The 13413-nt window shown below is 44.2% G+C and carries 13 protein-coding genes; 3 read left to right on the forward strand and 10 right to left on the reverse strand.

Features of this window, described 5'->3' with window-relative positions; genetic code table 11:
• Positions 1-86 precede the first annotated feature (86 nt).
• The 5 genes from accC to I3252_RS03065 all read right to left on the reverse strand — a co-directional run bounded on the left by accC (position 87) and on the right by I3252_RS03065 (position 5795).
• Positions 87-1448, reverse strand: a complete 1362-nt coding sequence (accC, locus tag I3252_RS03045) for an acetyl-CoA carboxylase biotin carboxylase subunit (RefSeq protein ID WP_238034170.1) — start codon at positions 1446-1448, stop codon at positions 87-89.
• Between the two features lie 154 nt (positions 1449-1602).
• Entirely contained in the window at positions 1603-2031 is a 429-nt protein-coding gene (gene accB / locus I3252_RS03050) for an acetyl-CoA carboxylase biotin carboxyl carrier protein (protein WP_045447773.1), read from the reverse strand.
• A 250-nt stretch (positions 2032-2281) separates the two neighbouring features.
• Positions 2282-3649: an MATE family efflux transporter gene (locus tag I3252_RS03055; protein WP_238034171.1), complete on the reverse strand. Its 1368-nt coding sequence runs from the start codon at positions 3647-3649 to the stop codon at positions 2282-2284.
• A 462-nt stretch (positions 3650-4111) separates the two neighbouring features.
• A complete protein-coding gene (locus tag I3252_RS03060; protein ID WP_238034172.1) occupies positions 4112-5152 on the reverse strand; it encodes a hypothetical protein in 1041 nt (346 codons plus the stop codon).
• 163 nt (positions 5153-5315) lie between these two features.
• Positions 5316-5795: an EVE domain-containing protein gene (locus I3252_RS03065; protein WP_238034173.1), complete on the reverse strand. Its 480-nt coding sequence runs from the start codon at positions 5793-5795 to the stop codon at positions 5316-5318.
• 276 nt (positions 5796-6071) lie between these two features.
• Between I3252_RS03065 and hemW the strand changes: the two genes are divergently transcribed.
• A complete protein-coding gene (gene hemW, locus I3252_RS03070; protein ID WP_238034174.1) occupies positions 6072-7370 on the forward strand; it encodes a radical SAM family heme chaperone HemW in 1299 nt (432 codons plus the stop codon).
• A 114-nt stretch (positions 7371-7484) separates the two neighbouring features.
• Here the strand turns inward: hemW and I3252_RS03075 are convergent, their stop codons facing one another.
• Positions 7485-7625 carry an entericidin A/B family lipoprotein gene (locus tag I3252_RS03075; RefSeq protein WP_075103144.1) on the reverse strand — a complete coding sequence of 47 codons (141 nt, stop codon included), beginning with the start codon at positions 7623-7625 and terminating at the stop codon, positions 7485-7487.
• Between the two features lie 302 nt (positions 7626-7927).
• On the opposite strand from I3252_RS03075, the gene I3252_RS03080 reads away from it, so the two are divergent.
• Positions 7928-8500: a tRNA (cytidine(34)-2'-O)-methyltransferase gene (locus I3252_RS03080; protein ID WP_238034175.1), complete on the forward strand. Its 573-nt coding sequence runs from the start codon at positions 7928-7930 to the stop codon at positions 8498-8500.
• A 99-nt stretch (positions 8501-8599) separates the two neighbouring features.
• Here the strand turns inward: I3252_RS03080 and I3252_RS03085 are convergent, their stop codons facing one another.
• From I3252_RS03085 to tusD, 4 genes are all read right to left on the reverse strand, one after another.
• Positions 8600-8914, reverse strand: a complete 315-nt coding sequence (locus I3252_RS03085; RefSeq protein WP_060492191.1) for a TusE/DsrC/DsvC family sulfur relay protein — start codon at positions 8912-8914, stop codon at positions 8600-8602.
• Between the two features lie 38 nt (positions 8915-8952).
• Positions 8953-9342 (reverse strand): hypothetical protein, encoded by a 390-nt coding sequence (locus tag I3252_RS03090; protein ID WP_238034176.1) that lies wholly within the window; start codon positions 9340-9342, stop codon positions 8953-8955.
• Positions 9343-9456: 114 nt separating this feature from the next.
• Complete coding sequence (locus I3252_RS03095) at positions 9457-9780, reverse strand: hypothetical protein (protein WP_045454966.1); 324 nt, start codon at positions 9778-9780, stop codon at positions 9457-9459.
• A gap of 71 nt (positions 9781-9851) precedes the next feature.
• The gene (gene tusD / locus I3252_RS03100) at positions 9852-10283 is read right to left on the reverse strand and encodes a sulfurtransferase complex subunit TusD (RefSeq protein ID WP_238034177.1); all 432 of its coding nucleotides are present in this window, start codon (positions 10281-10283) and stop codon (positions 9852-9854) included.
• Positions 10284-10499: 216 nt separating this feature from the next.
• Between tusD and glnE the strand changes: the two genes are divergently transcribed.
• Complete coding sequence (gene glnE, locus I3252_RS03105; RefSeq protein WP_238034178.1) at positions 10500-13379, forward strand: bifunctional [glutamate--ammonia ligase]-adenylyl-L-tyrosine phosphorylase/[glutamate--ammonia-ligase] adenylyltransferase; 2880 nt, start codon at positions 10500-10502, stop codon at positions 13377-13379.
• Positions 13380-13413: the final 34 nt, after the last annotated feature.

A 13413-nucleotide genomic window follows, 5' to 3' on the forward strand; every position in this document is an offset into this window, starting at 1 on the left:
ACCGTTTTTTTCTAAAATAGAAACATAAAAAACCGCTATCTAAATAGGTAGCGGTTTTTTCATATTTAACAATAAATCAAAGCGGGTTATACATCCGCCTTCTTTTTATTGCCAGTTAGAAGCTCTCTTTCAAGGTAATGAATATTTTGTGCTTCGTGAATAAAATTGTCATCTGCCAAAATGACATCGCGATGCAGCGGGATATTGGTTTTAATACCCTCAATCACCAATTCATCGAGTGCATGCAGCGTCTTAGAGACGGCTTGCTGGCGCGTTTGACCATGGCAGATAAGCTTGCCAATTAATGAGTCATAATAGCTTGGAATCTCGTAGCCCGGGTAAAGGTGCGAGTCAAAGCGTACACCAGCACCACTGGGGGCAAATAACTGGGTGACTGTGCCAGGACAAGGCATAAAGGTCGCTGGGTCTTCAGCATTGATACGACATTCAATGGCATGGCCTTGAATCTCAATCTCGCTTTGACGATAAGACAAACCGTAGCCGGCTGCGATTTTTAGCTGCTCGACGACCACATCGATGCCAGTAATCATCTCAGTTACCGGATGCTCAACTTGCACACGAGTATTCATCTCAATAAAAAAGTATTCATTATTTTCAAATAAAAACTCAAAAGTACCCGCACCGCGATATTTCACCAACTCACATGCTTTGACGCAAGCGTCCAAGATAGGCTGACGTACATCATCAGGGATATCAGGCGCAGGGGCTTCTTCTAATACTTTTTGGTGGCGACGTTGCAATGAACAATCGCGGTCATATAGATGGATGGCATTACCATTACCATCGCCAAGCACTTGTATCTCTACGTGGCGCGGATTTTGTAGGTAGCGTTCCATATACACGGTATCATCACCAAACCACAGCTCAGCTTCTTGCTTAGCAGCTTGTACTTGACTAATGACTTCTTCGAAGCGCTCAACCACGCGCATGCCGCGACCGCCGCCGCCAGAAGCGGCTTTAATCAATAACGGAAAGCCGATATGGCGTGCTTGCTCTTCAGCATTATGCAACGTTACCGCGCCCACTGAACCAGGGACGGTCGGTACGCCAGCTTTTTTCATTGCATTAATGGCAGAGACTTTATTGCCCATTAATCGAATATGGTCAGCATTAGGACCAACGAAAGTGAGACCTGCTTCTTCGACGCGTTCAGCGAATTCAGCATTTTCAGCCAAAAAACCATAACCCGGATGGATAGCGTCGGCACCAGTGATTTCAGCTGCGGTTAAAATAGTATTGATATCAAGATAGCTTTGATTGGCATTGGGTTTGCCAATACAGATTGCCTCATCAACAAAGCGCAGGTGCATCAAGTTTGCATCAGCTGTGGAGTAGACACCGACGGTCTCTATGCCAAGGGCTTTGCAGGCTCGAACGATACGTAGGGCAATCTCACCTCTATTGGCGATGAGCAGTTTTTTTATCATGGGGTCATCCTTGTCGAAGCGGCGGTCATTGATAGAGTCGTTATTTTAGGCACCATTAAATTGAGCTACAATAAAGATAAAATAACTCAAGCTAAAATGCCAAATGATAACGAAATCTCTATCATAATGAGGTAAAGGTTGGTAAACAGTGTCGTTAAGCTCTATAGCGTATGACGGGTTGACCAAACTGTACCACTTCGGAGTTATCGACTAAGATTTCGTCAACGACACCACTTTGCGTTGCCTCAAGAGGATTCATAATTTTCATGGCTTCGATGATGCCCAATGTGTCACCAGCTTGCACCTTTTGTCCGACCTTTACGAATGGCGGGTCATTAGGGCTAGGGGCTGAGTAATAAACACCAACCATCGGCGATGTCTCAACACTACCCGCTTTTACCGCTGGCTTTGCTTCAGCAGTGATAGGGGCAATGCCAGCAGCAGGTGCGGCCATCATGGTCGGTGCAGGCGCATCATAATGACGAGTTAAGCTGATGTGTTCATCATCTGAGCTGATTTCTAAATTAACCAGTTCACTTTCTTCCATGAGGGCGATTAGGGTGCGTATTTTTTCAATATCCATAGTTTTAATTTTGCCTTCTACTAATTTCAAGAAATAGTGTAACTAAATATTGTGTAGGTAATTGCTAATGATACCTATATTCATGGCAATGAGCAATCGATGTACAGTTGTTAACTGAGTTTTTTTACATATTATGACGTAAGCATTTCTTACGAGTAAGAAATGCTTAATGATTTATCATAGTCTATGTGACCATGTAGCGCTAGTCATGGTTAGTAGATACTGCATTTACATCAGTATAGCTGATGCATTAACCCCACATCGCCGTCAGACGCTTTTGTTGATAGCGCAGGCGTAGGGTGAGTAGAATAGACGATAAGAATAAACCCGTGATTAATGCCATCCAAAACCCTTGTGCGCCTATATCGGTGAAGCGCACTAAATAAACACCGAGTGGCAATGCCACCAGCCAGTAACAAAACAACGTGACCCACATTGGGATCGTGGTGTCTTGCATGCCGCGCAATATACCAGCGACGTTGACTTGCCAGCCATCGAACAGCTGATAACCAAGGGCAAAAATAAGTAAATGCATAGATTGCGTGATAACGGCGGGGTTATCAGAGAATGCTGCTGCCAATTGCGGCCTAAATAGCCAAATACCAATCATACAAGTGAGTGCAATCAATACTGTCCAGATAAGACCAGTGGCTTGCACTTGACGTAACGCCATGAGGTTTTTTTCGCCAAAACGATTGGATACCATGATTGTCAGTGCCATAGCGACTGATATCGGAATCATAAACAGCTGGGAGGTCACTGCTAATGCCACCTGATGCGATGCGGTTGCGAGCTCACCTAATGGACTGATAACAAGAGCGCCCAAGCTGAACAAACTGGCTTCAAAAAAGATAGAGATACCAATCGGAATACCAAGTTTAAGGAGCTTTTTAATCTGTGCACGATTAGGACTGGCAAAGGCATAAAAGAAGCGCGTGCTGGCAAACTGCTGTCGCTTAGTAAAGCTGGTATAAGCCGCCAGTAATAAAACATTTATCCATAACACTATTGCCGTTGCGACCCCGCAGCCTGCGCCGCCCATCTCGGGCAAACCAAACAGACCGTGGATAAAAATATAGTTAAGGGGAATATCGGCAAGTAGTCCGATGATACTAATCACTGTCACCGGCTCAGGTCGCCCAAGTGCTTCGCAATAACTGCGTAGTACCGCATAGACAGCCAGAGCGGGAAAACCAAACGACACGCCATGCAAATACTGTGTTGCTATTGGTTGGATGTTTTCAGGCACACCCATGACCCCAAGTACATTGGGTGCTAAATTAACGATGATAAAGCCCATAATACCAATGACACTAGCGGTCCATAAAGACTGCTGCGTGATATGCGGTACTTGATGGTGCTTATTTTGACCGATCGCCTCACCAATAAGAGGGGTGGTGGCGATTAAAATACCAGTGGCTAATAAAAACAGCGGCAGCCAGATACCAGAGCCAACGGCGACGGCCGCCAAATCAAGCGCGGAGACTTGACCTGCCATGATAGCATCGACCACACCAAGTGCTGCTTGGCAAAACTGAGTAATTAAAATAGGAAGCGCGAGCACGCCTAAGCGTAAGCTGTAGCTTTTAAAATCTCTAAAGGATAATGGGAAAACCATAGTGAGCAACTTTTTATTCTTTGCGGTAATTATGATAGATGAGCAAATATTGCCATCAACAAAACAATAGCGAGACGGTCATACCATGACCAAAAATTTGAGCAGAAAAGCAAATGAGAATGAGGACACGCCCTAAGCAAGTTTAACCAAGCCAATCCAGTTTTTTGGATGGATGTAAAAGGGGGAGTCGTGCTGACGATAATACTCCGATAAATAATATGAGCAAGCCCATATAGACAGAGTATGCAAAAAAAAGGCAGGCACAAAAATAAAAATAACCCGTCAATCCAAGCAGTGGATTGACAGGTCATAAATAAATAGAATGGTAAAGAAGCCACGCTATGATGTCAACGCTTTAAAAGCGTTATATAGCTCTTAAAAACTGACTGTGAAAGGTAATCGATTCCATAGAGTGTGCACTGGACGATAACCATTCTAACTTATAGGCACATCAGCAGGCATTTATAGCGACTCAGGTAAATCTTGCACCACCGCTTGATAGCCAATCAAGGTATTATTGGCATCAAATGCTTGTACGACAATCACGTAATTGGTGGACATGGCTGGAATGACAGGGGTAAACTGCGTTTCAAGATTACTTAATATCACATTCTGCACATAGCCGTTGGCACCAGACTCGGCTTTGTTGACATCAATTTGGCTGACCAGTAAATACTTGGTATTGGCAGGATTTTGCCAAGTGACGGTCTTTTGATTGCCATTACCGATGACATCAAGAGTCATTTTGCCCAGACTATAATCAAGTGGGTAAGTCTTAAAATTAGATCGATCGCTAATGGTGTAAGTGACGTTGCAATTTTTTTCGCTACTGGTTAGTTTTTTACCGCCGATGCCATCCTGATACTCAAAGCTACCTCTCCAAGGTGATCCTGCTGCTTTTTCCTCAAAGCTCCCCGCGAAGGTGGTTAATAAGTTTGGTGTTTCTATGCCCAAATCATTGACATATTTAATGTCTAAAAACGCTAACGTATCGAGACTGCCTGTTATTTTACCCGCGATATAGTTGTCAACCTTGATGGCTGAGTTGATGCCCAGAGTGTTATTTTCTTGGCAGGCTTGCTGCTGATAACTAACGCTACCATCTACGCTGCCAGCGCCATCTTTGCTGATGTCAAAGTAAACAGCACCGATATCGATATCATCGTTGTCACCATCGTCAATCTCAATGAAGTGTCCGACATATAAACCGCCGCGACCGCCTTCTGGGGTTATTTTATCCAAGAAATTATCGAGTGATTCTTCTGGTAAAAATACCGACTCCAGAATCTCGGCCATGGATTTTTCATCATCGCTCAGCTTATCTTCGACTTCTTTATACTTCTTTTTGACTTTGTCTTCCAAACGATCATATTCATTGTTCACCTGATCTTCTATTCGGTCATATTCGTCTTTGACCTTGTCCCCGTCACTGCCACAGGCGCTAAGGGTTAGACTGAACATGCTGACGGTTAATACAGATAATAGTAGTTTGGGTGCGCTCATAAGCGGGTCCTGATAATGGGGATAAAGGTGTGATAAAGAAAATCGATAAATGAATTGTTGAGCATAAATCGCAAATATAGCAAATTTTTTGCAGGCAGCGCATCAATAAGTGTTCGTCGATAACACTAAAAATCTTACGCAATCGTTACGATTTAACCACCAGTTACTCAGATAGCAGATTAAGTGTTTCTGCCATATCAATAATGGCGTACCAGTGTTTGGCGTCTAGTGGAATCACGGTAAGTTGCTCACAGCCTTTTCTCATTAATAATGAATCCTCAAGTGCGGGTAAAAATTTAAGGGCTGATAGTGGTAGAATATCAATGAACGCTTGCTCAAAAGTGACGTCTACCATATACCAGCGTGGCTCATCTTCGGTGGCAATAGGGTCGTAATGACGGTGCTCAGGATGGAACTGGCAAGGGTCAGGGTAGCCTGCTTTGCTTACCGTCATGATGCCAACGACGCCAGACGGCTTGGCGCTAGAGTGATAAAAGAATACCTTATCGCCGATCTGCATCTCGTCACGCATGAAGTTACGAGCGCGGTAATTACGCACACCATCCCAACTGTCTGTCTCTAGGCGTTGCAAATCATCAATACCAAAAAACTTGGGGTTGGACTTCATTAACCAATAAGCCATATCTTTATCCTATTTATCATTATCAGCCATTCATTATTTACAATATCACTGTATGCAATGTCATTTAATACAATGTCATTTTATGCCATCATTCTTCACTATTTTGCCTAGAAAAGTACAGGGTTAACATGCATGTTTGTGACTGGTTTTGTTATTGATCGGCTTTTCTTTAAGATAGCCTTTTTTTTAATCACATTAGCCGTTATCCTAGCGCTACTTTCTGCTAGTGACAGCAGTCATCCATTTATGTAACCTTTTTTATAGATACCTTCGTTTATGTCAAATATTACACCTGCTCATTTTTCTGATAATCTCAGCATCTCTAATAATACTGCGAGTGGGATACAGGTAAGCGCCATCCCACTGGCGCTTTATATTCATATCCCGTGGTGTGTCAAAAAATGCCCTTATTGTGATTTTAATTCGCATGAGCTGCCGATGGATATGCAGCTATCTATGTATGACGAATATGTGGATGCGCTGCTGTCAGATGCCGCCATGCAGCAGTCGTTAACCCAAGCGCGAGAAATTAGTTCGATTTTTATCGGTGGTGGGACGCCTTCACTGCTACCCATTGCGCAATACCAGCGATTGTTTACTGGCTTACGCAACATCTTTAAGTTTGCTGACGGCATTGAAGTGACGATGGAAGCCAATCCGGGCACGCTTGAGCATGCGCCTTTTGCCCAATATTTAGAGGTGGGTATCAATCGTTTGTCGGTAGGTGTACAAAGCTTTGCTGCTGATAAGCTCAAAACCCTTGGTCGCATACATGACCCTGCACAAGCATTGTCAGCGATTCGTGCGGCGCGCGCGGCTGGGTTTGAGCGAGTCAATGTCGATTTGATGCATGGGCTGCCGCAGCAAACGATGAATGAGGCGCTGAACGATATCCAGATGGCGCATGATGCTGGGGCGACGCATATTTCTTGGTATCAATTAACGATTGAGCCCAATACCGTATTTTACCGTAGCCAGCCGATTTTGCCAGATGAGGATAACTTGGCAGATATTGAGCAGGCAGGTCAAGCGTTGTTGCAGCAGTTGGGCTACCGCAATTACGAAGTATCCGCGTGGGCAGGCGCGTCAGATAAAGCATGCCGTCACAATGTTAATTACTGGCAATTTGGTGACTACCTAGCGATTGGTGCGGGCGCGCATGGCAAAGTAACGATTGCTCATGAAGCATCAGCATTAACAGATAATGGCTTAAAGAATGACTTGCTAGCAGATTCTGGTATTTATCGTTTTAGTAAATCACGATTGCCTAAAGATTATGTGGATTATCAAGATACCACTGATTCTTCTGTTAAACAAAACGCACCAAAAATGGTGGGTTGGCAGGAAATTGATAGTGAGGAGTTGGTGAGTGAGTTTATGCTGAATGCGCTACGTCTACATGATGGCGTCGCTTGGTCGATGTTTACCGCAAGGACAGGGCTTAGTGATGATGATATTGCTGTACAAGTGGCGCAATTAATTACTCAGGGATTGCTGGTAGACAATACTGAGCGACTACAGCCAACGCTATTGGGTCAGCGTTATCTCAATCAGATATTGCGAGCCTTCTTATAATTGGAGATATTCACGGTGTCTTTAATGTCAGTTTTTACTATCGAAAAATAAAGTCATAAAAAAAGGCTTATCACATAAATGACAAGCCTTTCAAATACGCAAAAAAATCAATACTTAGATTTTATTTTGTACGTCTTGTGCGCCGCCAGTAACAGCTTCGCCAGCGCTTGATACGTCTTGGCCCAAACCTTTAAAAGTGTTGCAACCAGTTAGAACAAACATAGCAGTTAAAGATGCGATGATTACTTTTTTCATAATAGAATCCTCAAAAATGGGTCGTTATAAATAATAACAGTGATGCTAAGCATTAGGCTTGAGCCTCACTGAGGGGTTATTGGATAAGATAATAATTGATAAATACTATCTCGATATCCGTTAGAGACATCATAGTGAAAGTTAAAAACCGTGCAAAGTATCAAAATGTAATTATTGGCAGTAAACTGTAACTTTTAATTACCTTTTGCTCAGAAATTCAAATAACCATAATTTTAGTAGAGTCTGTCCACGTTATCTCGGATCGACGATAATACGCAGATTTGACGACTTAAGGAGTCGATATGACCACCCATATTGTGTTGGTAGCGCCCAAAATGCCTAGTAACACGGGCAATATTATCCGCTTATGTGCCAACACGGGCGCGCAGCTACATTTGGTCAGGCCATTAGGGTTTGAGCTTGATGATAAAAAGCTGCGGCGTGCAGGTTTGGATTATCATGAATACGCGCACCTACAAGTACATGATGATTGGGCGACAGCAAAACTGGCGCTACAGGCAGCGGATTGTCATATTGTCACAGCATTGACCACCAAACTGAGCAAGCCTTTTTATGACTATGACTTTGGTGGACAACAGATGGCTGCCGAATCTGATCGTGCTCTGATGCCTGAGCAGATACCTAATGTCGCCTTAGTATTTGGCTCTGAAACAGCAGGTCTGGCAGATGATATACGTGAAGATATCGGCGCTGATCACTGGTTGCGCTTGCCTATGCTGGCTGATTCACGCAGTTTGAACTTATCGAATAGTGTGGCGATATGTCTATATGAGGTCTGGCGTCAGCAAGGCTTCACTGGTGATGAAGGTCGTAGTATCGGGTATGAGACGTTGACAGTGTACGATTCAAAATAGCCGTGCATTTTTTACTGATTGCAGGCGATGATCCAACATTCAGGTATTCATCGCCATTCATAATCCCTTATCAATCATATATCTTATAAGCCATATATCTTACAAACAGTTGGGTGGTTTGGGCAGACCGGCAAGGCGATTAACATGGCGGGCAACCAAGCCAGTGTTGAATAACTGCTGTAGTTTCTGATTGCTAATATCATGCTCTGGCAAGGTTTTCTGTAACCATTTAATCAGTGGGCGCGTGGCTGGTGCGTGATTAAACTGAGTAAAAAATGCCCGTACCTGTTGTAAAATTTGTAAATGCTCAGTTTCTAAATGCACCTCTAGAGTGTCGGCCAATTGCTGAGCGACATCAGGGGTCCAGATATTATGGTCACATAAATGACCGTCTTGATCCAATTCAACGTTGATTGCCGCTGTTATATCGTGATTAATCGTATTATCGTTATTCATAGGGCGATGGTCACTACTTTATCAAACCCCGCATTATTAGCATCGGTATTACTAACACTGGTATTACTAGCATTGGTATTACTAAAATTGGTACTCTGAGTTAGATTGACCCATTCTTCATCGGTTAACAGCCCACTCAACTTGGTCTCTAGATTGAGCTTCGCACTGGTATTGGTACTCAGCTGCGCCACATCATCGGCTAAGGCATAAATATTTGCGATGCCTTGTATTTCACTGTCACTCAAATAGGCATCAAGCCAACTGATAAAAGCCACGGTGCTACCGAGCAAGAGAATACTGTCACCGGTGCGCCATGTCCGTGACATCTCATCGACACTGCGCCTGAGCGTATCCATTGTGCTGTGTATTTGATATAAAGTTGCCATAACAGTGTCCGATTCGTTGCTAGATTTAGGATAAGGCGTGTCCTCATTCTCATCTCTACTTTTAAAATGAGGACACGCCCTAGTATTTAAAGTATTACAAATAAAATTGCGAGGCTAAAAGCGTAGTATTTGCTCAAAGTCTGAAGCGTTCACCACTTCAGGTATCAATGTCAATTGTGAAGCCAAATCAATAGGCAGCATACCTGTGACCCACCCGCTAAAGACATCGTCAGGTAGCCAAGCGGCTGGCATGTCATATAGCTCAAGCGACTGAATCATGCCATGCAAACGCGACGCAGGCTGCATCAACAAGCCAAAAACAGGCGCATCCAAATACAGCTGTACTTCATGACCAAAGGTCGCTAGCGTTAATGCAAGCGCACAGCCTTCATAACTCGCCATTTCAGTCGGCGTGAGCAGCTGAATTAATAATTTCATGGTTAATTCCTAATCTAATTGGTCGCTGACAATTATTATCATAAAATATAATTTGTCTACACGGCAAGTCATCAAAACTGCATCAAACGACAGTCGCCTTGCATCATCATCGCAAGCTCACTCAGTCCGACCAGTGAAAAGCCGGTGGCAAGGTTGTCACCATTAAGTTGATGGCGTTTGCTGTTAACCGTGTCGCTAATGCCGCGACTGAGTGCAGTACTGACACAGACAGGCAGCGCTAACTGGAACTGCTCAGCGAGCGTTTGCCACTCTTTGGTCAAATTAATTTGATCCGCCGACTGCCAGCGTAAACCATTGGCTGTATGCGCCGCATCGCCATAAAAAAATACGTTTAAGGTGATATTATCTAAGGTGACATTGTCATTGGTATCTTTATTATTGGCGGCATTTGTCAGGTAAGCGCGTGCATAGCGTAGCGCTAAATGGGCAAGTGGGTGGCTAGGATCAGCAGTAATCAGAAGCAATGGGGTCATGGTTGTCATAAGAGCTCTTTTCAATCATCTGCGCTAAAGTTGTTTATGCTACCATAAAGCGCTCAAAAGCAAATAGGGTCACTGTCATTAAACGTAGTTTTATATTAAATACTGACATATTGCGTATCGTTAGTTGATGCTGTGACTGCTTCGTAAGAAAAAACGATAAACTTATGCGCTAAGTTCACGTAGTCTTATCACTCTATGCAAGGAGTTATGTTCCCTATGTCACCCGCTATGCCTTCACGTGCGACCCATGGTACAGATTGTCAGTATACAACCGAACAGCTGCAAATATTGCAGACGGCAAGCGAGTTCGCTTATCAGATTTGGGAGAGTCGAACGGTTTCATGCCAAACGTTTTTACGCAGCTACCCGTTAGATCGAACCTTAACTCGGCAGCAAATCGATGATTTGATTCAAGATTATACGTTAGATGATAATTACCAACTTGCTGATGAAGTGAAGGTGATGAGTGGCCTGCGTCATCTACGTACACTGCTGATGATGCGCTGGATTTGGCAAGATGCCTTACAACTGATAGCACTTGAGCAATTGACCGACGAGCTGTCTGAGTTTGCAGATGGCTGTATCTCATTTGCCAAAGATTACACCTACCAGCATTTGATTAAACAGTACGGCGAACCGACTTTTATCAATGCTAAAGGTAACGTGCAAATTGATGACATGGCGATTATGGCGATGGGTAAGCTTGGCGCTCATGAGCTGAACCTATCGAGTGATATAGACCTTATCTTTGTCCATCAGGCTCGCGGTGTAACCAGCGGTGATAAATCAAAAGGCACGCGCAGCATAGATAATAAGCGGTTTATGACAAGGCTTGGTCAAGGTATTATTAAATTACTGGATCAAAAGACGGCTGATGGCTTTGTCTTTCGGGTCGATATGCGTCTGCGCCCTTGGGGTGATGGTAGTGATTTGGCCATTCATTTATCCGCATTGCAGAAGTACTTCTCTCAACATGGACGTGCATGGGAGCGTTTTGCATGGTTAAAAGCAAGAGTAGTCGGGCAGCTAGAACAGCCGTTTTATGATGAGATACAAGCGCTCATCAAGCCCTTTGTTTTCCGTTATTACGTGGATTACAGTGCTTTTTCAGCACTCAGGGAGATGAAATCCCTTATTCAAAACCAAGTCGCTCAGCGGGAGGATTTGGATAACATCAAGCTGGGTGCTGGTGGTATCAGAGACATTGAGTTTATTGTGCAGGCCTTTCAGTTGATTTATGGTGGCAGGCATCCTCAATTACAGGTGAAATCTTGTTTACAAGCGATGCAGGTATTACATAAACTTGAGTATCTAGAGAGGACTACTTATCAAGAGCTCCAAGCCGCGTATCGTTTTTTACGTCGGCTTGAACACGCCATTCAAGCGATTAATGATCAACAGACTCAGCGCCTGCCACATGATCCGCAGTGGCAGTATAACTTGGCGGTTACCCTTGGGTTTGACGAGTGGAACGCACTGTTAGATACCCTCAACCACCACCGAGACAATGTCAATGTTCCCTTTGAGCGTATGGTGACCGAACGTCAGGTACCGGATCATGAAGACACAGATCTTGAGCCCGAACATCTTGATGAACAGATTGCACGATTGAATGATGTGTTAACGGCAGAAAATCGAGTGTTATTACAAGATTTTTGGCAGTCAAAGATGGTTGCTAACTTAAGTGATGAAGCTCGCGAGCGGTTGGATGATGCTTATCCTGTGATTATCCATGCGTTACTCGCTCATCAAGAGCAGCAGCAATTGGCCAATACGGCTTTGCCGCGTCTCATTACATTGCTCGAAGCGATTTGCCGTCGTTCTATCTATTTGGTGATGATTGCAGAAAACCCCAATGCAACGATTGAGCTGATACCCATGCTATCGGCGAGTCCTTGGATTGCCAAAGAGTTGGCACATTATCCTGTGCTTTTAGATACTTTTTTACAGCAGCGCTATCGCCACTTGCCGGACAAGCCAGAGTTGCGTGATATTTTGCGTCAACAACTATTGCGCGTAGAGCCTAATGACGAAGAAGAGCTGCTCAGCGTATTAAGACTATTTAAGAAGAACCAAGTGTTGGCGGTCGCCGCCAGTGATGTATTGGCTGAGCGTCCGATTATGAAGGTGTCGGATTCTCTTACGTATATCGCAGCGGTAGTACTAGAAGCCGCATTAGAACGGGCTTTTGCAGAAATTGTCAAACGCTACGGTTATCCTATTGGACAAGATGGCGATCCAGTGACCGAGGCAGACTGCGGTTTTGCCATCATTGGTTATGGCAAGCTTGGCGGGCTAGAGCTGTCTTATTCTTCAGATTTGGATCTGGTGTTTTTGCATAAGATAAAAGAGCAGGGCATGACCACGGGTGAAAAATCAGTCAGCGGTATGAAGTTTGCTGCCCGTTTGGTACAAAAGCTGATGAACTATCTCAACACCCAAACTCGAGATGGCCGCGCTTATGAGATTGATATGCGTCTGCGCCCCTCAGGTAATGCTGGCATGATGGTGGTGTCTTGTCATGCTTTTGAAACCTATCAGCTAGAAAAGGCATGGTCGTGGGAGCATCAAGCCTTGGTACGGGCACGAGCGATTTGCGGTGACAAACGAGTGACGGCACGTTTTTGTGATATTCGCCGAGACGTATTGTCATTACCGCGCACGATAGAGCAGGTGCGTACAGAAGTCACCAGTATGCGTATTAAGATGCAAAAACATCTGGGCACCAGTCAATGGCAACAACAAGCAGGTAAGTTTCATCTTAAACAAGATGCAGGCGGAATCATCGACATTGAGTTCTTAGCGCAATTTGCAGTATTGGCTTATTCGCATGAGCATCCAAGCCTGACCAAATGGAGCGACAACGTTCGTATTTTCGAAGAAGTGGCATCACTGGGTATTTGGGAGGAGCAAGTCTGCCAAGATTTAACGGATGCCTACCTCAGAATTCGTGCTGCTACTCATCAATTGGCACTATCAGAGCAATCGCTATTGGTGGATGAGTCACTGTGGAAAGAAACACGAGCATTAGTACAAGCGCAATGGCAACATTTGATGGGTGTTCATTTGTCCGATGGCGTTTCGCCCAATTCTTAAGAAGGTTTTTGCTTATAAATAATAGCCTGTGATA

The sequence above is a fragment of the Psychrobacter sp. Ps4 genome, from assembly GCF_022129285.1.
Taxonomy (GTDB): Bacteria; Pseudomonadota; Gammaproteobacteria; order Pseudomonadales; family Moraxellaceae; genus Psychrobacter; species Psychrobacter immobilis_A.

Coding starts and splice junctions, on each gene's coding strand:
- I3252_RS03055 (WP_238034171.1), bottom strand. CDS start 3,649: ATGGTTTTCCCATTATCCTTTAGAGATTTTAAAAGCTACAGCTTACGC.
- I3252_RS03060 (WP_238034172.1), bottom strand. CDS start 5,152: ATGAGCGCACCCAAACTACTATTATCTGTATTAACCGTCAGCATGTTC.
- tusD (WP_238034177.1), bottom strand. CDS start 10,283: ATGACAACCATGACCCCATTGCTTCTGATTACTGCTGATCCTAGCCAC.
- accB (WP_045447773.1), bottom strand. CDS start 2,031: ATGGATATTGAAAAAATACGCACCCTAATCGCCCTCATGGAAGAAAGT.
- glnE (WP_238034178.1), top strand. CDS start 10,500: ATGTCACCCGCTATGCCTTCACGTGCGACCCATGGTACAGATTGTCAG.
- I3252_RS03075 (WP_075103144.1), bottom strand. CDS start 7,625: ATGAAAAAAGTAATCATCGCATCTTTAACTGCTATGTTTGTTCTAACT.
- accC (WP_238034170.1), bottom strand. CDS start 1,448: ATGATAAAAAAACTGCTCATCGCCAATAGAGGTGAGATTGCCCTACGT.
- I3252_RS03095 (WP_045454966.1), bottom strand. CDS start 9,780: ATGAAATTATTAATTCAGCTGCTCACGCCGACTGAAATGGCGAGTTAT.
- I3252_RS03090 (WP_238034176.1), bottom strand. CDS start 9,342: ATGGCAACTTTATATCAAATACACAGCACAATGGATACGCTCAGGCGC.
- I3252_RS03065 (WP_238034173.1), bottom strand. CDS start 5,795: ATGGCTTATTGGTTAATGAAGTCCAACCCCAAGTTTTTTGGTATTGAT.
- I3252_RS03080 (WP_238034175.1), top strand. CDS start 7,928: ATGACCACCCATATTGTGTTGGTAGCGCCCAAAATGCCTAGTAACACG.
- hemW (WP_238034174.1), top strand. CDS start 6,072: ATGTCAAATATTACACCTGCTCATTTTTCTGATAATCTCAGCATCTCT.